Genomic DNA, 24,291 nt, shown 5'->3' with positions numbered 1-24,291 from the left:
GTGTTCGTGGATCATTCTCGGCCCGGACGTATTACCCGCCGGGTAATCGACCGCGCCCGCGCCGGGCGCGATCGTGGAGCCACCGGGTTCCGGACCGGCGCACTCCGGCCCGGGGCCCGGCCGCCACCCCAGCATGTCCGACCCGACGGAGGCTGACTCGTCATGTCCACGCACCAGCTCGCCGCACTCGCCCGTACGGCCGAGCCGCGGCTGATGCTCCGCCGCTTCCTCGCCCTCGACGCGGCGGTGACCGGCGCCAACGCGCTCGCCTACCTCGCGCTCTCCGGCCCGCTCGGCCGCTGCCTCGGCGCCGGCTCCGGGCTGCTCCTCGCCCTCGGCGCCTTCCTCGCGGTGTACGCCGGCTGCGTGGGCCTGCTGGCCACCCGCCCCCGGCCCCCGGCGCTCGCCGTCCGGGCCGTCGTCGAGGCCAACCTGGCCTGGGCGGCCGTCAGCCTGGTCGCGCTCGCCCTCTGGCTCACGCCCACCACGGCCGGAGCGGTGTGGACGGTGCTCCAGGCCGTCGTCGTCACCGGGTTCGCGCTGCTCCAGTACGGCGCCCTGAGGCAGGATCAGGGCAGCAGTGAGTGAAGGTACTCGACCGTCGCCGGGTCGGCCGGGAGCAGCGTCTCGATGGCCAGCTCGGCGACCGTCACGTCCATCGGGGTGTTGAAGGTGGAGATGGACGAGATGAACGACAGGACGCGGCCGTCGTGCTCGATCTGCATCGGCAGCGCGAAGTACGGCACCGGCTCGTCCGGCGCGGCGCCCGGCGCGGTCTCCGGCACCGGATACGCCGCCACCTCGTCGTACAGCTCCCGCAGCGGCCGTGAGCGGTGCAGGGCGATCTGCCGCTCCATCTGCTCCAGCAGATGCCCGCGCCACTCGCGCAGATTGCGGATGCGCGGCGCCAGGCCCTCCGGGTGCAGCGTCAGCCGGATCGCGTTCAGCGGCGGCGCGAGCAGGTGCTCGGCGACGCCGTCCATCAGCATCGTGATCCCCCGGTTGGCCGCCAGCACCCGGTACGTCGCGTCGACGACCAGCGCCGGATACGGTTCGTAGCCCCGGATCAGCCGCTCCATGCCCTCACGCAGGGCACCGAGCGCGGGGTCGTCCAGGGGGGTCTCCGGGTAGCGCGGGGCGTAACCGGCCGCCAGCAGCAGCGCGTTGCGCTCCCGCACCGGGACGTCCAGGTGCTCGGCGAGGCGCAGCACCATCTCCTCGCTCGGCCTCGAACGGCCCGTCTCGACGAAGCTGATGTGGCGGGCGGAGGAATCGGCGCGCAGCGCCAGCTCCAGCTGGCTGACCCGCCGCCGCTCCCGCCAGGCCCGCAGCAGCGGGCCCACGCCCCGGTCGGTGGTGGGGGCGGCACCGGACATGAGTGCGGTCATACGCAGCACGGTAGTCGACCGCGGGCCGCGCCGGAGCGGCCGCGCTGTGGCACGCTGAAGCGGACCCGACCGTCGAGCACCACCAGCGAAGGAGCGCAGCACATGCCCGTCGAACCGCTGTCGCCACAGGAGATCGAGGAGCACCTGGCCGCCCTGCCCGGCTGGTCCCTCGACGCCGGCCGCCTCACCCGCTCCTACCGGCTCGGCTCCCACTTCGCGGCGACCGCGATGGTCGTCCACATCGCCCAGGTGCAGGAGGAGCTCGACCACCACTCCGACCTGACCCTCGGCTACGACACGGTCGCCCTCGCCGTGCACACCCACAGCGCGGGTGGCGCCGTCACGGAGAAGGACGTCGAGCTCGCCCGCAGGGTGGAGGACCTGGCCGCCGGTCACGGGGCACACTGACGGTGTGCTCGACTACGACAAGGAAGCGGAGCGGTACGACGACTCCCGCGGCGGCGAGCCCCGGGCCGAGGCGGCCGCGCAGGCCGTGCTGAACCTGGTGCCGCGGCAGGCCCGCCGGCTGCTGGACGTGGCCTGCGGCACCGGCATCGTCACCCGTCGGATCCTGGCCGGACGCGACGGCCTGCGGGTGACCGGCGTCGACCTCGCCCCCGCCATGGCCCGCCGCGCCGCCGCCCGGCTGCCCGGCGCCGTTGTCCTCGCCGACAGCCGCCGACTGCCTTTCGGCGAGGGGGAGTTCGACGCCGTCACCAGCGTGTGGCTGCTGCACCTGGCCGGCGGCGCGGAGAACGTGCGGGCGATCGTCGCCGAGTGCGCCCGCGTCCTGCGGCCCGGCGGGACGTATGTGACCACGGTCGACAAGGGCGCCTCGCACAACGTGGGCAGCGACATCGACGCCGTGCTCGCCGCCCGTCCGCCCGGCATCGCGCACGACGCCGCCCGCCGCGTCGAGGAGTACGCCCGCGAGCACGGCCTGACCCCCGCGGGCCGGGCCCGCTTCACCGGCCACGGGCAGGGCCGCAGCCCCCGCCGGACGGTCGCGGACCTGCGGCGCGGCTGGTTCGTCACGCTGCCGCCGGGCGAGCCGCTCGCCGAGGAGTTCGCCACGCGGCTGGCCGCCCTGCCGGACCAGGACCGGCCCCGGCCCGACCCCGTCTTCACCCTCGCGGCGTTCCGGAAGTCCCAGGCGAAGGGCGGCAACCCGGCTGCCCCGGGCGGCGACTGAGAGGCGGAATCCGTCCGTCCTCCAGGAGGTTCGTCCCGTGAGGCACCCCCGCACCGGCCCCCGCGTTCCCCGCACGCACCGCAGACGCCCCCTCGCCCTGGCCGCGGCCCTCGCCGCCGCCGGACTCGTGGGCGCGGGCCTGACGACGCTGGCCCCCGACACCGCCGAGGCCGCCACCGCGCGCCAGGTCGAGGCCCTGGACCGTGGCGTCGTCAGCGTTCACACCGGCGACGGCAACCTGGTCAGCTGGCGCTGGCTGGGCACCGATCCGGACAACGTCTCCTTCAACGTCTACCGGGCCGGCACCAAGGTCAACTCCAGCCCGGTCACCGGCTCCACCACCTACTTCCACTCCGGCGCCCCCTCCCAGGCCGACTACACCGTCCGCGCGGTCGTGAACGGCACGGAGCAGGGCGACTCCGTCCACGCGATCCAGTTCCGCGCCGGCTACAAGGACGTACCGATCAGCCCGCCGTCCGGCGGCACCACCCCCGACGGCGTCTCCTACAGCTACGAGGCCAACGACGCCTCCGTCGGCGACCTCGACGGCGACGGCGCGCTCGACATCGTCCTCAAGTGGCAGCCGACCAACGCCAAGGACAACTCCCAGTCCGGTTACACCGGCAACACGATCGTCCACGGCATCCGGCTCGACGGCACCCGCCTGTGGCGCGTCGACCTGGGCCGCAACATCCGCTCCGGCGCCCACTACACCCAGTTCCAGGTGTACGACTACGACGGCGACGGCCAGGCCGAGGTCGCCATGAAGACCGCCGACGGCACCAAGGACGGCACCGGCGCGGTCATCGGCAGCTCCTCGGCCGACCACCGCAACTCCTCCGGCTACGTGCTGTCCGGCCCCGAGTACCTGACGATGTTCAACGGGCGGACCGGCAAGGCCATGGGCACCGTCGACTACGTCCCCGGGCGGGGCTCGGTCTCCTCCTGGGGCGACTCCTACGGCAACCGCGTCGACCGCTTCCTCGCGGGCACGGCGTACCTGGACGGCTCCCGGCCCTCCGTGATCATGGCGCGCGGCTACTACACGCGTACGGTGATCGCGGCCTGGGACTGGCGCAACGGGCAGTTCACCCGCCGCTGGACCTTCGACACCAACTCCTCCACCAACAGCGGCAAGGGCTACGACGGCCAGGGCAACCACCAGCTCTCCGTCGCGGACGTCGACGGCGACGGCAGGGACGAGATCGTCTACGGCGCGATGGCCGTCGACGACAACGGCAACGCCCTGTGGACCACGAGGAACGGCCACGGCGACGCCATGCACGTCGGCGACCTCGACCCGTCCCGCGCGGGCCTGGAGGAGTTCAAGGTCGACGAGGACGGCTCGAAGCCCTCGTCGTGGATGGCGGACGCACGCACGGGCCAGATCCTGTGGTCCACCGGCGCGAGCGGCGACAACGGCCGCGGCGTCTCCGCCGACATCTGGTCGGGCAGCGCGGGCGCCGAGTCCTGGTCGTCCGCGGAGAGCGGCATCCGCAACCCCAAGGGCACCGTCGTGAACAGCCGCAAGCCCTCCAGCGCCAACTTCCTGTCCTGGTGGGACGGCGACACCGTCCGCGAACTGCTCGACGGCACCCACGTCGACAAGTACGGCATCTCCGGCGACACCCGCCTCCTCACCGGCTCCGGCGTCGCTTCCAACAACGGCACCAAGGCCACCCCGGTCCTCGCCGGGGACATCCTTGGCGACTGGCGCGAGGAGGTCGTCTGGCGCACCTCGAACAACACCGCCCTGCGCATCTACTCCACCCCGTACGACACGGACACCCGCATCACGACCCTCCTCCACGACACCCAGTACCGCACCGCCCTGGCCTGGCAGAACACGGCCTACAACCAGCCCCCGCACCCGAGTTTCTTCCTCGGCGCGGGCATGCCCACGGCCCCGAGGCCGTCGGTCTACACACCCTGATCCGCACGCGCCCGCGCCACGCGGCGCGGGCGCACTGGTCACGGAGCCGGGAGGGCGCGTCGCCGGTGCGCGCCCTCCCGGTCGGTCATGTGCGACCGCAGACCTGGTCGCCCAGCTTGAACGACGCGGGTTGCGCGTTCGTGTCCGAGCCGCTGCCGGTGAAGCCGAAGCCGACCGACGCGCCGGGTGCCACGTTGGCGTTCCAGCCGACGTTCCTAGCCGTCACCGTCGTGCCGGTCCGGGTGTGTTCGGCGTTCCACATCTGGGTCACCTTCTGGTCACCGGGGAACGTCCAGTCGAGCGACCAGCCCTTCCAGGCCGACGCGCCGGTGTTGGTGAGCCGGACGTCCGCCTGGAAGCCGTCCGGCCACTGGTTGGTGACCGTGTACGTCACCTCGCAGGCGCCGGGTCCGGGTCCGGGGTCGGTGCCGCCACCGGTGTCCGAGGTGTCCCCGTAGACGACACCCCGGCCGTTGGTCGACACGTACACCCGGCCGTAGACCCGCGGGTCGCCGGTGATGGCCGCGCCCGTCCAGCCCCACTGGTGGGCGTCGTCGTTGACCCGGGTCCAGGTCGCGCCCTTGTCGGTGGAGCGGAAGATGCCGCGCACCCCGCCGATCTCCGCGCTGGTGAAGAGGGTCTGGTAGGAGGCGCCCGGGGCCGCCTTGCCGAAGCCGACGGTGTCGGCCGCGTCGACACCCGGCAGCTTGGCGAAGGTCTTGCCGCTGTCCGTCGAGTGCCACAGACCGTACGGGCCGCCCGCCGCCCCGCCCGCCAGCCAGACGTCGCCCGCCCCGCCCGGCAGCGCCTTGAAACGGACGCTGTCACCGGCGGGCAGCCCGGTCGCCGCCGAGGCGGTGAAGGTCGCGCCGCCGTCCGTACTCACGTAGAACTTCCCGGACTTGAAGCCGTAGAAGGTCGCCGGGTCCACACGGTCGGACTCGACGACCGCGCCCGCCGGGATACCGGACGACGCCTGCCACGAGGTGCCGAAGCCCGTCGTGTACTGGACGCCCGCGCCCTCCGGGCTCCACACGAAGCGGCTGCCGTCCGCGCCCGCCGCCACCGTGCCGCCGCCGCTCACCCCCGACGGGTCGGTGCCGCCGAACCAGTTGGCGCCGTTATCCGTGGAGAACGCGATGTGCGGGCCCGAGTCGAGGTTGCCGGCCCGGACCACCGTGTCCGGGTTCTTCTCCGCGAAGTCCAGGCTCGTCGTGGTGGTGAAGTTCGGCGAGGTGTACATCATCGACGGGACCTCGGTCAGGCTGGTGTGCCGGAAGCCGCCGACGTCACCGAGCGCGCTGAGCAGCGGGGCACCCGACGGGGGCGAGGCCAGGTCGTTGACCGCCGTCTCCTCCAGGCCCCGCACCATCGGCTCGATGCCGAAGGTGCCGCCCGCGTCGTCCCAGTCGGTCAGATCCTCCGTGCCGTAGATCGTGGCGCCCGTGCCGTACATCATCCGGTCCGAGTCGAACGGGTCGATCTCCAGCGCCTCCGTCATCCAGCCCAGCTTCGGCGTCTGCTCGGGCGGCGCGGGGTTCGCGCCCCAGGTGAGCCACGGGGACGACGACACGTCCATCGTGTAGCGGTTCTCGCGGTCCGGGTACGACGTGTAGCTCCACGCCTGGGTCCAGGCCGCGCCGCTGTCCGTCGAGCGGAAGATCTGCGTGTCCGGCCACCACGAGCTGTACGCGGTCGCCATCACCGTCCCCGGGTGCTGCCGGTCGACGGTCAGGCCGCTGAAGCCGTAGGAGGTGTCCGCCTCCGCGACCGGGCTGATGTCCGTCCAGGTACCGGTCGCCGTCGCGTACCGGTACAGCCGGCCCTTGCCGCCGTCGTACGGGCCGCCCGTGTCGCTGTAGGCCAGGTAGAGGTAGCCGTTCTCGGCGTCCAGCACGCCCTTGTGGGCCAGATAGCCCGTCGGCTGCCCGGCGAGCCGCTCCCAGCTCGCGCCCGCGTCCGTCGAGCGGTAGACCGCGTTCTCCTTGTCGGCGACCCCGACGTAGACCGTCTTCGTCGCCGTGCCCGCGCCGCCCGTCGACTCGTCGAAGGTGACCCAGGTGATGCCCTGGTTGTCGGAGGCGTAGCCGGACGTGTCGCCCGGGTCCTGCGCGTAGTCGCCCGGGTTCGGGAAGGCCGTCACCTCGGACCAGGTGACGCCCGCGTCGGTGGACCGCCACAGGCCGTGTCCGCTGGGCGCGCCCAGGTACAGCACGTCGTTGTCGTGCGGGTCGACGGCCAGGCGCTCGCCCATGCCGCGGCCCGGCATGTTGCCGCCCAGCTTGAACGGCAGGTCCGTCTTCTCCCAGCTCGCGCCCCGGTCGGCGGAGCGCAGCACCGCGCCGTTCGTCGGGTCCCAGTCGTTGGTGTACGTGCCGACCGCCGCGTACACCCGGTCGGGGTCGACGGAGTCGGAGGCGACACTGACCACGCCGGTGTGGCCCCAGTCGTCCCAGCCGACGTGGTCGAGCAGCGGCGTCCAGGTGTGGGACGCCTCCTGCCAGCGGTAGGCGCCGCCGATGTCGGTGCGGGCGTAGGCCAGGTCCTTCTCGGTGCGGTTGAAGACGATGCCGGGGACGAAGCCGCCCCCGTCGATGCGGGCGTTCCTCCAGGTGTAACTGTCGGCGGCGACGGCCGGCTCGGGGGGCTGAGCAGCCAGCGCGGTGGGCGGGCTGCCCGCCAGCAGCCCGGCCGCGAGGGCCAGGAGAACGGTGAGGATCCGGGTTCTTCGCACGGTGGGGAACCGTCCTTCCGTCAGGAACAGAACACATGCGAGGACCGGGCGGCCCCAGGCGTGGGCAGGGGCCGCCCGGTCGGTTGGTCCCGTCGTCCGGTGACGAGACCGTGCACGCGGAGCCGTCAAGCGCTACCGGGAAAAAGACGGTGCCCACAGCGCCCCGTCAGGGGCGCGGGGAACTGCGCGACCAGCCACACTCAGCCCGCAGCCAAAACCGCCCAACCCGCGGAGCGCTTCGCGGGGGCTATTCCAGTAGCTCCGCGTACGAACCCATGGCGAGGGCTATGTCCGCCTGGGCCCAGAACCGGTGGTACGTGAACGTGGGCGCGGCACCGCCCTTGAGGTAGCTCTCGATCTTCGACCAGGCCGGGTCGTCCTGGTAGAAGGAGCGGATCGAGGCGAAGGTCGACGACGCGTCGATCGTGTCGCCGTTCGGCATGGTGCCGCTCCAGCCGCTCGGGACGTGGACGCCGTCGTCGAAGCGGTTGTAGTCGGCGCGGGTCTCCGGGACGGCGATGCCGAGCGCGTCCTGGTTGTTCTCCCACATGCCGTCGAGCAGCGCCTTGGCGGTCGAGGCCGCCTCGGTGTCGCCCGAGCGGTCGGCGTAGTACGTCAGGGTCTTGGCGTAGGCCGCCGCCACGCCGACGTCGTTGGTGTAGTCCGCGACCGTGACGTGCAGGCCGCCGTTGTCACCCGGGGACGAGGCGTTCCAGGTGTCGGGCTGCCCCGACCACTGGAGCGTCGACGGGATCCGGAAGGTGCCGTCCGGGTTGACGGTCGTCTCCGACAGCGCCCAGTCGACCCACTTGTCCAGGACCGCCTTGGCGTCGGCGTCACCGCTCTGCTGGTAGTACTCGGCGACCCGCTCCATGGACCACGCCTGGAAGCCGAACCACTGGTTGGACGGCGGGTCGTGGTACACGGGCTTCTCGTCGTAGTACATGCCGTAGAAGGTCGGCGTACCGGCCGGCGGCGTCGCGTACCGGCCCGCCCAGCTGTTGGTCGCGCCGCCCGCGATGGCACCCTCGTTGGACTGCAGCCAGCGGTAGAACTCCACCTGCCGGTCGAGGGACTTGGCCCAGTCCGACTGGCCCGTCGCCGACTTCGGCTTCAGGTCGGCGTCGGTGCTCAGCGCGTAGGCGGCCAGCGGGTTCTGGTAGCCGCCGTGGGTGTGGCTGGAGCCGATGCGCCAGGCCCAGCCCGCCGAGGTGTCCACCGCGCCGCCCCAGGCGTAGTACCAGGACAGCAGGTAGTGGGACGAGTCCTTGCCGCTGCCGGCCGGGCAGCTCGACGGACCGACGCAGTTGCCGATCTTCTTGAAGTACTTGTCGAACATGGCGTAGCGCAGGTAGTCGCCCATCTTCGCGGCCTTGTCCAGGGTCGCGGAGATCTCGTCGCTCTTGCCCTGCTCACCGGCCCAGATGTCCGCCCAGTACGCGGCCTGCACGGCGCGCGCGTCGGCGTCCGGGGCGTTGGTGAACTTCCACTGCTTCGCGTAGGAGGCGTCACCGGTGAACAGGTCCAGGTAGCCGTTCTTCCCGCCGTACTTGAACGCGTCGCAGGTCGGCTGCGGCACCGTCTCCCACACCGACTCCTGCGCGCCGCGCTGGAAGGTGTTGATGTAGGACGGGCCGGTGTCGGAGGGCCCCGCCTCGCACTTGCCGGGCGAGTTGCCGTAGCCGTAGGTGTTGTCGACGTCCTGGAGCCAGTGCATGCCGTAGACGTCGTCCGTGCCGTACGCCGACTTCAGCTCGCCGGCGATCGGGTCCGCGCCGACCGACACGGAGCCGTCCAGCGGCGCCGGGTACTCGTTCGGCGTGTCCAGCTCGGGCGCGTAGGTCGCCGGCTTCGAGGCGTTGTAGGAGGAGTTGGTCGGCTGGTCGGCGTGGGTGGGGATCATGTACGTCTCCATGATCTCCCAGGCGTTGTTGAACTTCGTCCAGTCGCCGGTCACCTTGCCGTACATGGCCTGGAGCCACAGCAGGTAGCTGTATGCCTCCGACGTGGTCTCGTGGCCGTGGTCCGGCGCCTCGACGATGAGGGTCTCCACCGAGTGGTACGGGATGCCCTCGGGCGAGAAGTAGCCGTTCGCCGGGTCGGTGATCTTGCCGTACAGCTCCAGGAAGCGGGCGTCGTAGTCCTTCGCCGCGGCCAGCTGAGTCACGGTGACCGCGGCCTTGCCGTGGCCGGGGGCCGTCGACTCGAAGACCGCCGACCCGCTGCCGGAGGCGTCCGCCGAGACGGTCACCCGCTGGGCGGTGTCCCAGTTCGACGGGGTGAAGGTGAGGCTCGCCCCGCCGGTCAGCGTCAGGCCCGTGTTGCCGCTCGCCCGGGAGGTCGTGACGGTCACGTTCGCCGTCGGCTGCTTGGACAGCTTGACCTCGTACGTCCCCGACTCGCCCTGCTGGACGCCCAGTTGGTTCGACGAGGCGACCACGGCCGGTCCGGCGGCCACCGTGACGCCGACGGGGGTCGAGTCCGCGGAGGCGCCCATGCTGTCGTAGGCCTTCGCCACCAGGGAATGACTGCCCACGGTCAAGCCAGTGGCCGAGTACGTGTAGGGCGAGCTGGTGTCGGTGCCCAGCAGCTTGGTGTCGTCGTAGAACTCCACCTTGCTGATGGTGGCGCCGTCGGCGGCGGCCGCCGTGGCCGCCAGCGGCACCGCCTCGCCCTGCGAGTAGACGGCGCCCGCCTCGGGGCTGGTCAGCACGGTGATCGGCGGCTGGTGCGCGCCGGTGCAGGAGGTGCCGTTGACCGCGAAGTCGGCCGGCGCGGCGTTGCTGCCGCTGTACGTGAACTGCCCGCCGGTGGAGACGGCGGCCCCGGCGGCGATCCGCGCGTTGTACGAGGCGTTCTTCACGGTGACGTTCCGGCCGGACTGGGACCAGGCGCCGTTCCAGCCGTTCGTGAGCTTCTGGTTGCCCGCGTAGGAGTACGTCAGTGTCCAGCCGTCGATGGCGTCCGTGCCGTGGTTGGTCAGCGTCAGCTCCGCGGTGAAGCCGGCACCCCAGTCGTTGGTCTTGTAGTCCACGCTGCACCGCAGTGCGGCCGCCTGGGCCGGAGTTGAACCTGTGCCCAGCATCGTGAGGGGAAGTGCGAGCGCCGCCAATGCGGCGGTCCACCAGCGCCGCGCGGTGCGGCGTCTGGGTCTGTGTCCTGAGTGCATGGTGCTGGTTCCTCCTTGCGGCTCGGGGAGGGGGTGGGGGAGGAGCAACAAGCCTTGAACCAGTGGGAGCGCTCCCATAGTGGGGAGGGTGCCTGGTGCGGTCAAGATGTGTGGAGAGTCGAAAAGATTCGACGGGTCCGGCGCGGAGAAAGTCGGTAACTCCTCTGTTCTTTGCCGTCACTTGGCGCTACCTTCGCTGCACCAGTGGGAGCGGTTCCATCAGTCGACGCGTCCGTCACGGCGCGTCCGAACTGCAAGGAGTCGCTCATGCGCCACCCCCCGTTCCACCCCCCGCGTTCAGGACTTTTAGCCGTTGCCGCAGCCGTGGCCGCTACCTGTCCGACGCCCTGCCGGCCGCTGCGCCGGATCGCTCACCCCTCGGGCCGCTCCGCCGTGCCCGCGGGCCGTTCCTGACCTCCGATCACCACGGCACCCCCATGCCGATCGGCAGCGGGCCGCGCCGATACGAGCGCGTCCCGGGACGACAGCAGCACCCCCACGAAAGAAGGAACCCGCACTCATGACCCGTACCAGAACCGCGATGCTCGCCGCCCTGACGCTGGTCGCCGGCGCCTCCGGCACGGCACTGGCCGCCCATTCCGCGAGCGCCGGAGCCGCGGCCGCCGCCTGCACCGTCGACTACAAGGTGCAGAACGACTGGGGAAGCGGATTCACCGCTGCCGTGACCGTCACCAACAACGGTGCCGCCACGTCCAACTGGTCGCTGGGATGGACCTACGCAGGCAGCCAGAAGGTCACCAACGGCTGGAACGCGAAGGTCAGTCAGAGCGGTGCCGCCGTCACCGCGAGCAACGAGTCCTACAACGGCACCCTGTCCACCGGCGGTTCGGCGAGCTTCGGCTTCCAGGCCACCTACAGCGGCAGCAACGCCGTCCCGGCCACCTTCACCCTCAACGGCGTGACCTGCAACGTGGACGGCGGGCCCACCGACCCCACCGACCCGACCGATCCCACGGACCCGACCGACCCCACCGGTCCGTCCGACCGGGTGGACAACCCCTACGCCGGCGCCAAGGGATACGTGAACCCGGAGTGGTCCGAGAAGGCGGCGGCCGAACCCGGCGGCAGCCGGATCGCCAACCAGCCCACCGGCGTCTGGCTGGACCGGATCGCGGCCATCGAGGGCGCCAACGGCGGCATGGGCCTGCGCGACCACCTCGACGAGGCGCTGAGGCAGAAGGGCTCCGACGACCTGTACATCCAGCTCGTCATCTACAACCTGCCGGGACGTGACTGCTCCGCCCTCGCCTCCAACGGCGAACTGGGCCCGACGGAGATCGACCGGTACAAGACCGAGTACATCGACCCGATCGCCGAGATCCTCTCGGACTCGAAGTACGCGGACCTCCGGATCGTCACCACGGTCGAGATCGACTCGCTGCCCAACCTCGTCACCAACGTCTCGGGCCGGCCGACCGCCGTCCCCAACTGCGACGTGATGAAGGCCAACGGCAACTACCAGAAGGGCGTCGGCTACGCCCTGAACAAGCTCGGTGACATCGGCAACGTCTACAACTACATCGACGCCGGCCACCACGGCTGGCTCGGCTGGGACGACAACTTCGGCGCCTCGGCCGACATGTTCAAGACGGCGGCCACCACCGAGGGCGCGACCGTCGACGACGTCCACGGCTTCATCGTCAACACCGCCAACTACAGCGCGCTGAAGGAGGACAACTTCAAGATCACGGACAGTGTGAACGGCACGTCCGTGCGCCAGTCCAAGTGGGTCGACTGGAACCGCTACACCGACGAGCTGTCCTATGCCCAGGCCATGCGCGACAAGCTGGTCTCGATCGGCTTCGACTCGAAGATCGGCATGCTGATCGACACCTCCCGCAACGGCTGGGGCGGCACCCAGCGGCCCACCGGTCCCGGCGCCACGACGAACGTCGACACCTACGTCAACGGCGGCAAGTACGACCGCCGCATCCACCTCGGCAACTGGTGCAACCAGTCCGGGGCGGGCCTCGGTGAGCGGCCCAAGGCCAACCCCGAGCCGGGCATCGACGCCTACGTGTGGATGAAGCCGCCGGGTGAGTCGGACGGCGCGAGCAAGGAGATCCCGAACGACGAGGGCAAGGGATTCGACCGGATGTGCGACCCGACGTACACCGGTAACGCGCGCAACGGCAACAGCATGTCCGGTGCCCTCCCGGACGCCCCGCTCTCCGGGAAGTGGTTCTCCGCGCAGTTCCAGGAGCTCATGAAGAACGCCTACCCGCCCCTGTCGTGAGCGGATTCCCGCGCCCGCCGCGCGGGTGAGCCGTCGGGGTCCGGTCCTTGCGGGCCGGGCCCCGGTGGCCTCCCCTTTTTTGCGGGAGCGGCAACACCTGTTGCGCCCGCCCGGTGAGTCGTCGCACCCTGACGGCACCGCGAACGGGAGGCTGACCGGCATGGCGCACGACCACCATCACCACGACACCCACGGCCCCGCCCACGAGCACGGGCACACGCACGGACACACCCACGACCACGCCGACATCGACTGGGCCGAGATGGCCCCGCACCTGGAGGCGCAGGCCGAGCTGTACACGCCGTTGTACCGGCAGGCCCTGGACTGGCTGGCCCGGGAGGTGACCGAACCCGGACTGGTCGTCGACGTCGGCAGCGGACCCGGCGTCGTCTCCTGCCTGTTCGCCGAGACCTTCCCCGGCGCCCGGGTCGTCGCCGCCGACGGCGCCGGACCGCTGCTCGAACGGGCCAGTGCCCGTGCCGGACGCCTCGGGTTCGCCGACCGCTTCGGCACCCTCGCCGGGGACCTGCCCGGCGCACTGTCCGAGCTGGACTACCCCGCCGACCTGATGTGGGCCAGCCAGAGCCTGCACCATCTGCCCGACCAGCGCGCGGCCCTCGCCGCCCTCGGCGGGCACCTCGCACCCGGCGGCACCCTGGCGATCCTGGAGGGCGGACTGCCCGCCCGCTTCCTGCCCCGTGACATCGGGATCGGGCGTCCCGGGCTCCAGGCCAGGATCCGCGCCGTGGAGGAGGACGTGTTCGCCGAGATGCGCGCGGACCTGCCGGACTCCGTGGCCGAGACCGAGGACTGGCCCGCGATGCTGACCGCCGCGGGACTGAAGCACACCGGCACCCGCAGCTTCCTCCTCGACCTGCCCGCGCCCCTCTCCGACGCCGCCCGCGACTACGTCACCACGTCACTGTCCCGGCTGCGCGAGCGGATCGGCGAGCGTCTCGACGCCGAGGACCGCGCCGCCCTGGACCGGCTGCTCGACCCCGCCGACGAGGCGGGCGTGCACCGGCGTCAGGACGTGTTCGTGCTGGTGGCGCACACCGTGTACACGGCGGTCCGGCCGGTCTGAGGCCGGGGCTTGACTTCGAGAGCGCTCCAAGTGATGGAATCCCCGCTGTCCGTGCGAGAAGCAGGAACAGACACAGGGGGACTCATGACCGACACACCCGTCACGCTCATCACCGGCGGCGGCAGCGGCATCGGGGCCGCTGTCGCCCGGCGGCTGCTGGACGCGGGGCAGCGGGTGGCCGTCACGGGACGCGGGGAGGCGAGGCTGCGGGAGTTCAGCGCGGAGCTGGGTGACCCGGCGGGCCTGCTGACGATCCAGGGCAGTGCCGCCGAGCACGCCCAGGTGGTCTCCGCGGTCGAGGCCACGCTCAAGGAGTTCGGCCGTCTCGACACGGTCGTCGCCAACGCCGGTTTCGCCACCCACGACTCGGTCGCCGAGGGCGACCCCGCGGGCTGGACCGAGATGGTGCTGACCAACGTGCTGGGACCGGCCCTGCTGATCAGGGCGTCCATCGACGCGCTCAAGGAGACCCGCGGGCGGATCGTGCTGGTGGGCAGCGTCGCCGGCTTCGTGAACACGCCGGGCAACATCTACGGCGCCACCAAGTGGGCGGTGACCGGCCTCGCCGAGAACACCCGGCGCGAGGTGACGCAGTGGGGCGTGGGCGTGACCCTGATCGCGCCCGGCCGGGTGGAGACCCCGTTCTGGGACGCCACCGGCGGTCTGCCGCCCGGCGAGCTGCTCACCGCCGACCAGATCGCAGACTCGGTCGTCTGGGCCATGACCCAGCCCGCCGGGGTCGACGTCAACACCGTGGTCGTACGGCCGCTGGGGCAGCCCAACTGACACACGCGGGACATGGGGGAGGGGCCCGGTCCGCGAGCGCGGCCGGGCCCCTCCCGTGTGCGGCACCGCTCAGGAGTTGACGTCCGCCGGGTCCGAGCCGAGGCGCCGGTCCTCGTTCAGCGCGCTGATCGCCGCGAGGTCCTCGGTGTCCAGGGTGAAGTCGAACACGTCGATGTTCTCCTTGATCCGGGACGGGGTCACGGACTTCGGAATCACCACGTTGCCCAGCTGGAGGTGCCAGCGCAGCACGACCTGGGCCGGGGTGCGCCCGTGCTTCTGGGCGATCGCGACGATCGCCGGGATGTCCAGGATGCCCTTGCCGGAGCCGAGCGGCGACCAGGCCTCGGTGGCGATGCCCTGCTCCGCGTGCGCCTCGCGGGCGGCGTGCTGCTGGAGGTGGGGGTGCAGCTCGATCTGGTTGACGGCCGGGATCACGGAGGTCTCGGCGGTCAGCCGCTCCAGGTGCTCCGGCAGGAAGTTGGAGACGCCGATGGCACGGACCCGTCCGTCGGCCAGGAGCTTCTCGAACGCCTTGTAGGTGTCGACGTACCTCTCCTTGGCCGGCATGGGCCAGTGGATCAGGTAGAGGTCGAGGTACTCCAGACCGAGCTTCGCCATCGAGGTGTCGAAGGCGCGGAGGGTGGAGTCGTACCCCTGGTCGCTGTTCCAGAGCTTGGTGGTGACGAAGAGGTCCTCGCGGGCCAGCCCGGAGGAGGCGATCGCCCTGCCGGTGCCCTCTTCATTGCCGTAGATCGCCGCTGTGTCGATGCTGCGGTACCCGGCCTCCAGCGCCTGGGCGACCGCCGTCTCGGCCTCGTCGTCCGGCACCTGCCAGACGCCGAAACCCAGCTGGGGCATCTCGACGCCGTTGTTCAGGATGATCGGGGGGACCTTGCTGCTCACGAGCTCTTGATCCTTCGGTTGTGGTCAGGTGGTACTCATATCGTCAACGATCACGAGCCCCGACGCATTCCTGACCGTGGAACTCACGCGGTGTAAAGCGCCTCGACCTCGGTGCCGTAGGCGTTCTCGATGGCCTTGCGCTTCAGCTTCAGCGAGGGGGTCAGCAGCCCGTGCTCCTCGGTGAACGGCTGGGCGAGGATGCGGAAGGTGCGGATCGACTCGGCCTGCGACACCAGCGTGTTGGCCGCGACGACCGCGCGCCGGACCTCCGTCTCCAGGTCGGAGTCGTGCACCAGGTCGGCCGGCGACATCCGCGGCTTGTTGCGCATCGTCAGCCAGTGCTCGACCGCCTCCTGGTCGAGGGTGATGAGGGCGGCCACGTAGGGGCGGTCGTTGCCGACGACGATGCACTGGTTGACCAGCGGATGGTCGCGCACCCGCTCCTCGAGGAGCCCGGGGGAGACGCTCTTGCCGCCGGAGGTCACCAGGATCTCCTTCTTGCGGCCGGTGATGGTGAGGTAGCCGTCCTCGTCCAGGGCGCCCAGGTCTCCGGTGGCCAGCCAGCCGTCGTGCAGGGTCTCGTCGGTGGCCTTGGGGTTGTTCAGGTAGCCCTCGAAGACGTTGTCGCCGTTGAGCCAGATCTCGCCGTCGTCCGCGATGTGCACGGTGACGCCCGGCACGGGCTGCCCCACGGTGCCGTAGCGGGTCCGCTCGGGCGGGTTGGCGGTGGCGGCCGCCGTGGACTCGGTCAGGCCGTAGCCCTCGTAGATCTGCACGCCCGCGCCCGCGAAGAACAGTCCGAGGCGCCGGTCCATCGCCGAGCCGCCCGACATGGCGTTGCGGAGGCGTCCGCCCATCGCGGCGCGCACCTTGGAGTAGACGAGCTTGTCGAAGAGCTGGTGCTGCATGCGCAGGCCCGCCGACGGGCCGGGGCCGTCGCCCCAGGCCTTCGCCTCCACCGCCTCCGCGTACTTCACGGCCACGTCGACGGCCTTCTCGAAGGGGCCGGCCTTCCCCTCCTTCTCGGCCTTGCGCCGCGCCGAGTTGAACACCTTCTCGAAGATGTACGGCACCGCCAGGATGAAGGTCGGCCGGAAGGCGGCCAGGTCGGGCAGGAGGGCCGCGGCGTTGAGCTGCGGCTGGTGACCGAAGCGGACCCGGCCGCGGATGGCCGCGACCTCCACCATCCGCCCGAAGACGTGTGCCAGCGGCAGGAACAGCAGGGTCGCCGCCTCGTCGCCCCGCTTGGAGTGGAACACCGGCTCCCAGCGCGCGATGACGGTGTCCGCCTCGTACATGAAGTTGCCGTGGGTCAGCACGCAGCCCTTGGGGCGGCCGGTGGTGCCCGAGGTGTAGATGACGGTGGCCACCGACTCCGGGGTGACCGCCTTGCGGTGCCGGTGGACCACCTCGTCGTCGAGGTGCGCGCCCGCGTCGTACAGCTCCTGCACGGCGCCGGAGTCCAGCTGCCACAGGCCGCGCAGGTGCGGCAGCCGGTCGATGACGGTGGCGATCGTCATCGCGTGGTCCTCGTGCTCCACGACCGCGGCCGTCACCTCGGCGTCGTAGAGCATCCACATGCACTGCTCGGCCGAGGAGGTGGGGTAGACGGGCACCACCTGGGCGCCGATCGTCCACAGGGCGAAGTCGAAGAGGGTCCACTCGTAGCGGGTGCGGGACATGATGGCGACCCGGTCGCCGAAGCGGATGCCCTGGGCCAGCAGCCCCTTGGCGAGGGCCAGCACCTCGTCGCGGAAGGCGCCGGCGGTGACGTCCCGCCACTGCCCGGCCTCGTCCTTGCGGCCGAGCGCGATGTGCCGCGGATCCTCCTGGGCATGCTCGAAGACGACGTCGGCCAGACCGCCCACCGGCGGTGCCAACGTCAACGGAGGACTGGTGAACTCGCGCAAACCCCGCTCCCCGCTTTTCGATGGCCCCCGCACAGCGCGGTGAAAGCTACCCCACCCGACGCGGGGACGGGAGGGGCGCCAAAATCGAACAGGGCTCATGTTCGCGCTGGTCAGCGAGAGAAAATGCGCTCACATGGGGAAGGGTCGGACAGATTCCTGACGGTTGAGTAAGTTTCGGTGCCGTAATCTCCACCGAATCTGTACGACCCGCTTACCGCCGGTACGGGGGCGCCGGAACGGCCCCCTCCTCTTTCAGCGCGGGCTTCGCGGAAAGTGTCACACCGGCATCCCGGCCGCCCCGGTCGGCCCTGACCAGGACGAGCACCAGCACCCCGGCGACCGCCGCGACAGCGCCCGCGGCCACCGCCGCCGCGTTCAGCCCGGAGGCGAACGCGGCCCGCAGCGCGGGCTCGCCGAACACGCCCCGCAGGGCCCCCGCCGCACCGCCCGCCAGACCGTGCGCCGCGTCGTGCGGCAGCGTGTCCTCCATCCGCGAGGTCAGCACCGTGCCGAACACGGCGATGCCGAGCGCGTACCCGAGCTGCCGGAAGGTGTTGACCGCGCCCCCGGCCATGCCGGACCGCTCCGCCGGGACCGACGCCAGCGCCGCGCCCGCGATGCCGGGCGACACCAGCCCCGTTCCGACACCCACCAGGAGCAGTCCCGGCACCAGGGCGGACGCGGTCGAGCCCGCGTCCAGGAACGCCATGCAGAACTGGCCCGCCGCGATCAGCAGCAGCCCGCCCCCGATGGTCAGCCGCGCCGGCACCCCGTGCAGCAGCCGCCCGCCCGCCGCGGCCACCAGGAACGACGCCAGCGACAGCCACACGAACACCAGACCGCCCCGCACCGGGCTCATCCCCAGCAGCGTCTGCAGCCATATGGAGGTGTACGCCATCACCCCGAACGCCGCCGCGTTGAAGGCCAGCCCGCCCAGCAGCACGCCCGAGAAGGCGGGCCGCAGGAACAGCCGCGGGTCGAGCAGCGGATCGGCGACCCGGCGCTCCACGGCGACGAACGCGCTCAGCGCCACCGCCGCGAGCACGAAGGAGGCGAGCGTGCCGCCCTCCGTCCACCCGTGCGACCCGGCCCGCACCGCCCCGTACGTCACCGCCCCGGCGAACGCCGCGAACGTGGCCGTGCCCGCCCAGTCCACGCGGCGTCCGGCCGCCCCGCGGGACTCCGGCACCACGCGCAGCGTCAGCCAGACCGCCGCCACGCTCACCGGCAGGTTCACCCAGAAGATCCAGCGCCAGCCCGGACCGTCGGTGAGCAGCCCGCCCAGCACGGGGCCCACGGCCGCCGCCGCCCCGCTGACCGCGCCCCACACCCCGAGCGCCATCGACCGCCGGCGCCCCTGGTAGACCGAGCCGAGCAGCGGCAGCGTGGTGGCGAACATCGCCGCCGCGCCCACTCCCTGCAGTCCGCGCGCGGCGACCAGCATCCCCGGCCCGGTGGCCAGCCCGCACAGCAGCGACGCCGCCGCGAACAGCACCACGCCCGCCACGTGCACCCGGCGCCGTCCCAGGACGTCGGCCGCGGCGCCCAGCCCCAGCAGCAGCGCGGCCAGCGCCAGCGCGTAGCCGTCCATCACCCACTGCAGATCGCTCAGTGACGCGTGCAGCCCCCTGGCCATGTCCGGCAGTGCGACGACCGCGATCGTCACGTCCAGCAGCAGCATGAACGTCCCCAGGCACACCGCCGTGAGCGGCCCCCATGTACGCATGTTCCGTCTTCTTCCTGTGTGCTACGAGTGTCCGTGCCCCCGTACGATGGACCGGCACCGGCAGTTTGACCCCGTCAACGGCGCTCGTGTGACGGAACCCGACGGGAGGGCGCATGTTGCGGATGGAATCCGACACCTTCGACGGACTCGACCTGAGCGTGCTCGCCGCGCTGGAAGTGAACGGCCGCGCCTCCTTCAGCCGCATCGGGGCCGTGCTCGGCGTCTCCGACCAGACCGTCGCCCGCCGCTACCGCAGGCTCTGCGCCGGGGGCGGGCTGCGGGTGGTCGCCGTCCGGGACGCCGAGCGGCTCGGCCAGGACCACTGGACACTGCGGCTGCGCTGCGTCCCCGACAGCGCCCTCGCCATCGCGGACGCCCTCGCCAAGCGGCCCGACACCAACTGGATCGGGCTGGCCGCGGGCGGCACCGAGGTCGTCTTCGGCACCCGGCCGCGCAATCCCGGCGACCGGGACGACCTGCTCCTCGGCAAGCTGCCGCGCACCCCGCGCGTCCTGGAGATCCACGCCCACCAGATCCTGCACCGCTACTACGGCGGACCGAGCGGCTGGCTCCGCAAGTTCGGCGTCCTCGACGACGACCAGATCGCGGCGCTGCGGCCGCAGACCGCCCCCCGCCCCTCGGGGCCGGCCCGTATCGACCCCGAGGACGAGCCGCTGCTCGACGTCCTGGAGCGCGACGGACGCGCCGGACACCCCGAACTCCAGCGCGCCACCGGCCGCTCCGAGTCCGCGGTCAAACGCCGCCTGGCCGCGCTGCTCGGCTCCGGCGCCGTGTACATCGACGTGGAGTACGACTCGGAGATCCTCGGCCATCCCACCGCCGCCGTGCTGTGGCTCACCACCACCCCGGCCGCGCTGCACCGGGTCGGCGAGGCCCTCGCCGCACACGACGAGATCGCCCACGCCGCCGCCACCGCGGGCCCGTCCAACATCGTCGCCACCGCGGTCGCCCGCAACACCGCCGACCTCTACGCCTACCTCAGCGGTCCGCTCGGCCGCCTGGAGGGCCTCCAGCACGTGGAGGCGTCGCCGTTCCTGCGCCGGGTCAAGCAGCTCACCTATCCGAGGCCGGTGCGCTGAGGCCGGTGCAGCCGGTCGCCGCCCGCCAGGATCGCCGCCGCCAGGGCGGCCGCCGCGCCCTGCGCCGAGGGACGGCGCCGACCGTGCACCAGGACGAAGTCGACCCGGCCCAGCTCGGGCAGCCCGGCACGGTCCGGCACCCGGACGAGACCGGGCGGGACGAGGCCGCGGGAGTGCGCCATCACGCCCAGGCCCGCGCGGGCGGCGGCGATCAGGCCGTTGAGGCTGCCGCTGGTGCACGCGACGTGCCAGGCCCTGCCCTGGCGCTGCAGGGCGTCCAGGGCCAGCGCACGGGTGATGCCCGGCGGCGGATAGACGATGAGCGGCACCGGCCGGTCCGGGTCCAGGCGCAGCCGCGGCGCTCCGATCCACACCAGCCGGTCGCTCCACACCGGCTCGCCGCGCGGGTCCTCGGGCCGCCGCTTGGCCAGCACCAGGTCCAGCTCCCCGGCCGCCAGCTGCTCGTGCAGCGTGCCCGACAGCTCCACCGTCAGCTCCAGGTCGACCTCGGGGTGGTCGTGCCGGAAGGCCTCCAGGATCTCCGGCAGCCGGGTCAGCACGAAGTCCTCGGACGCGCCGAACCGCAGCCGCCCGCGCAGCCGGGTGCCCGTGAAGAAGGCCGTCGCCTGCTCGTGCACCTCCAGGATCCGGCGCGCGAACCCGAGCATCGCCTCCCCGTCCTCCGTCAGCTCCACGGAGTGCGTGTCCCGGCTGAACAGCTGCCGTCCGGTGGCGTCCTCCAGGCGCCGCACGTGCTGGCTCACCGTCGACTGGCGCAGCCCGAGCCGCCGGGCGGCCTGCGTGAAGCTCAGCGTCTGGGCCACCGACAGGAAGGTACGCAGGTGGGAGGGGTCGTACATGCGGCCAGACTAGCGTGGTCATCGGTGTTCGTGATGACAGTCAGAGCGGTGTACCGGATTCCCGATCGCCGGGTGGGGGAGCACGATGGAGCGGGGACCCGTGACCCCGCCGAACGAGCAGAACGAGTGAGCAGCGAGCAAGTGGAGCACCGTGAAACGCCTGCGTTGGCCGCGTTGGATGCCGATCGACCCGTACATCCTGCTGCTGCTCGGCACGGTGGGCCTCGCGGCGCTGCTGCCGGCCCGCGGCACGGGTGCGGACGTCGCCTCCGGCGCCTCGACCGGCGCGATCGCGTTCCTCTTCTTCCTCTACGGCGCCCGGCTGTCCACCCGTGAGGCGATGGACGGCGTACGGCACTGGCGGCTCCACGTCACCGTGCTGGCCTGCACCTTCGTGGTCTTCCCGCTGCTCGGCCTGGCGTCGCGCGGTCTGGTCCCGGTCTTCCTGACCGACCCCCTCCACCAGGGCCTGCTGTTCCTCACCCTGGTCCCGTCGACCATCCAGTCGTCGATCGCCTTCACCTCCATCGCCCGCGGCAACGTGCCCGCCGCCATCTGCGCCGGGTCCTTCTCCTCGCTGGTCGGCATCGTCGTCACCCCGCTGCTGGCCGCCGCCCTGCTGGGCGGCAGCGGGGGCGGGTTCTCCGCCGACTCGGTGGTGGAGATCGTGCTGCAACTGCTGGTGCCGTTCGTGGCCGGGCAACTGCTGCGCCGGTGGATCGGGGGTTTCGTCGCCCGGCACAAGAAGGTGCTCGGGCTCGTCGACCGCGGCTCGATCCTCCTGGTCGTCTACACGGCGTTCAGCGAGGGCATGGTCCAGGGCATCTGGCACCAGGTGAGCCCGGTGCGGCTGGCCGGGCTGCTGGTCGTCGAGGCGGTACTGCTGGCCGTGATGCTGCTCCTGACCTGGTACGGGGCGAAGGGGCTCGGCTTCGGGCGGGAGGACCGGATCGCGATCCAGTTCGCCGGGTCCAAGAAGTCGCTCGCCGCGGGACTGCCCATGGCGAGCGTCCTGTTCGGCGCCCAGGCGTCCCTGGCGGTCCTGCCGCTGATGCTCTTCCACCAGATGCAGTTGATGGTGTGCGCGGTGATCGCCAAGCGGCGGTCGCGCGACCCGGAGGCGGTCGCGTCCGAGGAGCAGGCCGCCCCGGAACGCACCGCGGTCGGCACCGGCAGCCGTTCCGGCTGAGGCCCGCGCACCCGCGCGGTGCCGGTCAGCCGCCGGTGCCCGCCCCGTCCACCCGGTCCAGGGGCAGGTGCAGGACGGTGTTCCCGGTGGCGGCGGGCGGGTCACCCGCGGCGATCTCCGCGTCCGTCAGAGCCCGGTTCCACACGTGTACGTCGTCGACGGCCCCGGTGAAGCGGGCCCGGCCGTCCATCCGTTCGCCGATGTGCACCCCGAAGGGCGAGTTCCGGCTGACCGAACCCGGCACGTCCGCCGCCTCCGCCGTCGCCGTACCGTCGACGAACAGCGTGAGCCGGCCCCCGCCGCGGCGCAGTGCCAGACGGTGCCACTGCCCGTCGTCGAGGGCCCGGTCGGTGCGCACCCACGCCGAGCGCGGGGCCGCCGCGCCGTCGCGCGCGGTGATCAGCCCCTGCACCCGCCCGTGGTCCGGCTCGGCGCGCAGCCACACCTGGGGCTGCGTGGTGCCGATGCCGCCCATCCACAGCAGCGGCTGCTCCCCGCCGACGCCCGAGTACCGGAACCACAGCGACGCCGTGAAGTCCCCCTCCCCGAGCGCCAAACGCCCGTCGTAGGGCAGTCGTACGGCGTCGTCGGCGCCGTCGAACGCGAGCGCGTCGCCCACCGCGCCGTCCGCCGTCCCGGCGCCGCCGAGCACGGCCGCGGGCGTCGCACCGGGCGCGAGGTCGGGGGTGGTGGGGTCGGCGGGCCGGCGCGGCGCGAGCCAGTCCTCGGTGAAGCGGGCGAAGCGGATCTCGTCGCGGGCGTCGGACTCCCCGCCCTCGTACAGCAGGCCCACGGTGCCGTCGTCGACGGCCACCAGGTCCGAGTAGCCCGACCAGTCCCGGGTGACGACCGTGCCGCGGTCCACGCCGTCCCAGGTGGCGCCGCCGTCCCAGGAGGAGCGGACCGTCATGGTCCGGCGGCGGTCGGGGTCGGCCGGTACGGACAGCAGGGTGCGGTCGCCGAGGCGCAGCACCGCGCCCTGCACCTGCGGGGCGTACAGGCCGGGCAGGGCCCGGAAGGGGGCCGTGAAACTGTCGCCGCCGTCGCGGCTGAGGGCCTGGGTGCGGTGGCCGAGGTCGGTGCCGTTCTCCTCCCGGCCGCTGACCAGGAGGGCGCCGTCGGCACGTTCGGTGAGGGTCAGTTCGGAGGGCTTCTGCCGGAAGGTGCCGTCGGCGGCGACGGGCCAGGTGTCGGTGGCGCCGGTGCTCCAGTGCTCGCCGCCGTCGTCGCTGACCACGAGGGCGGCGTGGTGGGCGGTGACCCTCCCCCAGCCTCCGGCCGGGGGGACCCCCATCTCGCTTCGCTCGCCGTCCCAGGTCTCGGCGTTGACGCCGACGACGAGCCGGCCGGGGTGGGTGCCGCCGGTGAGCTGGACGCCGTGCACGGGGCCGGTGGCGTACCAGGAGTTCCAGTCGGGCGGCAGGATCTCGGGGCCCAGGTCGCGGGGCGCGGACCAGGTGCGGCCGTCGTCGTCGCTGTGCTGGAGGTGCGGTGTGCGGGCGCAGGGCACCGCGCAGTTGGCGGCGTCGGTGCGGCCCGCGTTGTACGTCTCCAGCAGGAGGACGCGGCCGGTGGCACGGTCGACGACCGGGGCCGGGTTGCCGTGGGTGTCGCCGCCGCCGTCGTTGACGACCTGGAGCGGGCCCCAGGTGCGTCCGCCGTCGGTGGAGCGCTTGAGGACGACGTCGATGTCGCCGGCGTCCCCGCAGTCGAGGACGCGGCCCTCGGCGAAGGCGAGCAGGGTGCCGTCCGTGGTGCGCACGATCGCCGGGATGCGGAAGCAGGCGTAACCGCCGGGATCGCGGGCCGCGTCGAAGAGCACCTGCTCCTCGAACCCGGCCGCGCGGACGTCGGGTCGCGCGTGCGCCGGGGGAGGGGACAGGGCCAGCGCGCACGAGGCGGCCAGGGCGAGCCAGAGGGAGTGGAGAGGTCGGGGCGGCATGGCGCGGTCTGCCCTTCGGGCGGCTGGTGGGAGGGGGTTGCTCCGTCCGGACATGAGTACAAGAGGCGTCCCGTGTCCGCGGGGACCGCGCCGGTGCCCGCGTGTCGGGGGGCAAGAG

General features: G+C 72.2%; 17 protein-coding genes. 9 read left to right on the top strand and 8 right to left on the bottom strand.

Going from position 1 to position 24,291, the window contains the following annotated elements:
- Window positions 1-162 precede the first annotated feature (162 nt).
- Window positions 163-588, top strand: a complete 426-nt coding sequence (locus tag ACZ56V_RS30270) for a hypothetical protein (RefSeq protein ID WP_467382794.1) — start codon at window positions 163-165, stop codon at window positions 586-588.
- Here the strand turns inward: ACZ56V_RS30270 and ACZ56V_RS30265 are convergent.
- Window positions 570-1,388 carry a helix-turn-helix domain-containing protein gene (locus tag ACZ56V_RS30265; RefSeq protein ID WP_398915959.1) on the bottom strand — a complete coding sequence of 273 codons (819 nt, stop codon included), beginning with the start codon at window positions 1,386-1,388 and terminating at the stop codon, window positions 570-572. The two genes, ACZ56V_RS30270 and ACZ56V_RS30265, sit on opposite strands and share 19 nt — an antisense overlap.
- A gap of 102 nt (window positions 1,389-1,490) precedes the next feature.
- Here ACZ56V_RS30265 and ACZ56V_RS30260 point away from each other — a divergent pair, with 102 nt between their 5' ends.
- Genes ACZ56V_RS30260 through ACZ56V_RS30250 form a run of 3 tightly spaced genes read left to right on the top strand, consistent with a single transcriptional unit; the run spans window position 1,491 to window position 4,513 of the window.
- On the top strand, window positions 1,491-1,796 hold the full coding sequence (locus ACZ56V_RS30260; RefSeq protein WP_356369776.1) for a 4a-hydroxytetrahydrobiopterin dehydratase: 306 nt from the start codon (window positions 1,491-1,493) through the stop codon (window positions 1,794-1,796).
- Window positions 1,797-1,800: 4 nt separating this feature from the next.
- A complete protein-coding gene (locus ACZ56V_RS30255) occupies window positions 1,801-2,580 on the top strand; it encodes a class I SAM-dependent methyltransferase (protein WP_398915961.1) in 780 nt (259 codons plus the stop codon).
- Between the two features lie 37 nt (window positions 2,581-2,617).
- Window positions 2,618-4,513 (top strand): rhamnogalacturonan lyase, encoded by a 1,896-nt coding sequence (locus tag ACZ56V_RS30250; RefSeq protein ID WP_468946683.1) that lies wholly within the window; start codon window positions 2,618-2,620, stop codon window positions 4,511-4,513.
- A gap of 85 nt (window positions 4,514-4,598) precedes the next feature.
- Here ACZ56V_RS30250 and ACZ56V_RS30245 read toward each other — a convergent pair whose 3' ends face one another.
- Both ACZ56V_RS30245 and ACZ56V_RS30240 read right to left on the bottom strand, forming a co-directional pair.
- Window positions 4,599-7,247, bottom strand: coding sequence for a cellulose binding domain-containing protein (locus tag ACZ56V_RS30245; protein WP_468946681.1), 2,649 nt, complete (start codon window positions 7,245-7,247; stop codon window positions 4,599-4,601).
- Between the two features lie 247 nt (window positions 7,248-7,494).
- Window positions 7,495-10,416 (bottom strand): glycoside hydrolase family 48 protein, encoded by a 2,922-nt coding sequence (locus ACZ56V_RS30240; protein WP_468946678.1) that lies wholly within the window; start codon window positions 10,414-10,416, stop codon window positions 7,495-7,497.
- Between the two features lie 520 nt (window positions 10,417-10,936).
- On the opposite strand from ACZ56V_RS30240, the gene ACZ56V_RS30235 reads away from it, so the two are divergent.
- From ACZ56V_RS30235 to ACZ56V_RS30225, 3 genes are all read left to right on the top strand, one after another.
- Window positions 10,937-12,673 (top strand): glycoside hydrolase family 6 protein, encoded by a 1,737-nt coding sequence (locus ACZ56V_RS30235; protein ID WP_398915970.1) that lies wholly within the window; start codon window positions 10,937-10,939, stop codon window positions 12,671-12,673.
- Window positions 12,674-12,833: 160 nt separating this feature from the next.
- The gene (locus ACZ56V_RS30230; protein WP_468946674.1) at window positions 12,834-13,757 is read left to right on the top strand and encodes a class I SAM-dependent methyltransferase; all 924 of its coding nucleotides are present in this window, start codon (window positions 12,834-12,836) and stop codon (window positions 13,755-13,757) included.
- Window positions 13,758-13,841: 84 nt separating this feature from the next.
- Window positions 13,842-14,543, top strand: coding sequence for an SDR family oxidoreductase (locus ACZ56V_RS30225; protein WP_398915974.1), 702 nt, complete (start codon window positions 13,842-13,844; stop codon window positions 14,541-14,543).
- A 69-nt stretch (window positions 14,544-14,612) separates the two neighbouring features.
- Here ACZ56V_RS30225 and ACZ56V_RS30220 read toward each other — a convergent pair whose 3' ends face one another.
- The 3 genes from ACZ56V_RS30220 to ACZ56V_RS30210 all read right to left on the bottom strand — a co-directional run bounded on the left by ACZ56V_RS30220 (window position 14,613) and on the right by ACZ56V_RS30210 (window position 19,082).
- Entirely contained in the window at window positions 14,613-15,446 is an 834-nt protein-coding gene (locus tag ACZ56V_RS30220; RefSeq protein WP_398915976.1) for an aldo/keto reductase, read from the bottom strand.
- Window positions 15,447-15,529: 83 nt separating this feature from the next.
- On the bottom strand, window positions 15,530-17,356 hold the full coding sequence (locus ACZ56V_RS30215) for an AMP-dependent synthetase/ligase (protein WP_356365775.1): 1,827 nt from the start codon (window positions 17,354-17,356) through the stop codon (window positions 15,530-15,532).
- A gap of 211 nt (window positions 17,357-17,567) precedes the next feature.
- Window positions 17,568-19,082, bottom strand: coding sequence for an MFS transporter (locus ACZ56V_RS30210; protein ID WP_468946668.1), 1,515 nt, complete (start codon window positions 19,080-19,082; stop codon window positions 17,568-17,570).
- Between the two features lie 113 nt (window positions 19,083-19,195).
- On the opposite strand from ACZ56V_RS30210, the gene ACZ56V_RS30205 reads away from it, so the two are divergent.
- Window positions 19,196-20,182, top strand: coding sequence for an Lrp/AsnC family transcriptional regulator (locus ACZ56V_RS30205; protein WP_468946666.1), 987 nt, complete (start codon window positions 19,196-19,198; stop codon window positions 20,180-20,182).
- Here the strand turns inward: ACZ56V_RS30205 and ACZ56V_RS30200 are convergent.
- Window positions 20,161-21,042: a LysR substrate-binding domain-containing protein gene (locus tag ACZ56V_RS30200; protein WP_468946664.1), complete on the bottom strand. Its 882-nt coding sequence runs from the start codon at window positions 21,040-21,042 to the stop codon at window positions 20,161-20,163. The two genes, ACZ56V_RS30205 and ACZ56V_RS30200, sit on opposite strands and share 22 nt — an antisense overlap.
- Before the next feature lie 178 nt (window positions 21,043-21,220).
- On the opposite strand from ACZ56V_RS30200, the gene ACZ56V_RS30195 reads away from it, so the two are divergent.
- Window positions 21,221-22,231: a bile acid:sodium symporter family protein gene (locus ACZ56V_RS30195; RefSeq protein WP_468946661.1), complete on the top strand. Its 1,011-nt coding sequence runs from the start codon at window positions 21,221-21,223 to the stop codon at window positions 22,229-22,231.
- Window positions 22,232-22,256: 25 nt separating this feature from the next.
- Here the strand turns inward: ACZ56V_RS30195 and ACZ56V_RS30190 are convergent, their stop codons facing one another.
- Window positions 22,257-24,173, bottom strand: a complete 1,917-nt coding sequence (locus ACZ56V_RS30190; protein ID WP_468946658.1) for an exo-alpha-sialidase — start codon at window positions 24,171-24,173, stop codon at window positions 22,257-22,259.
- Window positions 24,174-24,291: the final 118 nt, after the last annotated feature.

The organism is Streptomyces sp. NPDC034099, from assembly GCF_055575415.1.
This window is presented reverse-complemented; position numbering and strand designations above follow the sequence as displayed.

Bases quoted from the DNA above. Each gene is read 5' to 3' on its own strand.
- ACZ56V_RS30225 (WP_398915974.1), top strand. From the start codon at position 13,842: ATGACCGACACACCCGTCACGCTCATCACCGGCGGCGGCAGCGGCATC.
- ACZ56V_RS30210 (WP_468946668.1), bottom strand. From the start codon at position 19,082: ATGCGTACATGGGGGCCGCTCACGGCGGTGTGCCTGGGGACGTTCATG.
- ACZ56V_RS30195 (WP_468946661.1), top strand. From the start codon at position 21,221: ATGCCGATCGACCCGTACATCCTGCTGCTGCTCGGCACGGTGGGCCTC.
- ACZ56V_RS30200 (WP_468946664.1), bottom strand. From the start codon at position 21,042: ATGTACGACCCCTCCCACCTGCGTACCTTCCTGTCGGTGGCCCAGACG.
- ACZ56V_RS30190 (WP_468946658.1), bottom strand. From the start codon at position 24,173: ATGCCGCCCCGACCTCTCCACTCCCTCTGGCTCGCCCTGGCCGCCTCG.
- ACZ56V_RS30270 (WP_467382794.1), top strand. From the start codon at position 163: ATGTCCACGCACCAGCTCGCCGCACTCGCCCGTACGGCCGAGCCGCGG.
- ACZ56V_RS30260 (WP_356369776.1), top strand. From the start codon at position 1,491: ATGCCCGTCGAACCGCTGTCGCCACAGGAGATCGAGGAGCACCTGGCC.
- ACZ56V_RS30205 (WP_468946666.1), top strand. From the start codon at position 19,196: ATGTTGCGGATGGAATCCGACACCTTCGACGGACTCGACCTGAGCGTG.
- ACZ56V_RS30265 (WP_398915959.1), bottom strand. From the start codon at position 1,388: ATGACCGCACTCATGTCCGGTGCCGCCCCCACCACCGACCGGGGCGTG.
- ACZ56V_RS30230 (WP_468946674.1), top strand. From the start codon at position 12,834: ATGGCGCACGACCACCATCACCACGACACCCACGGCCCCGCCCACGAG.
- ACZ56V_RS30240 (WP_468946678.1), bottom strand. From the start codon at position 10,416: ATGCACTCAGGACACAGACCCAGACGCCGCACCGCGCGGCGCTGGTGG.
- ACZ56V_RS30235 (WP_398915970.1), top strand. From the start codon at position 10,937: ATGACCCGTACCAGAACCGCGATGCTCGCCGCCCTGACGCTGGTCGCC.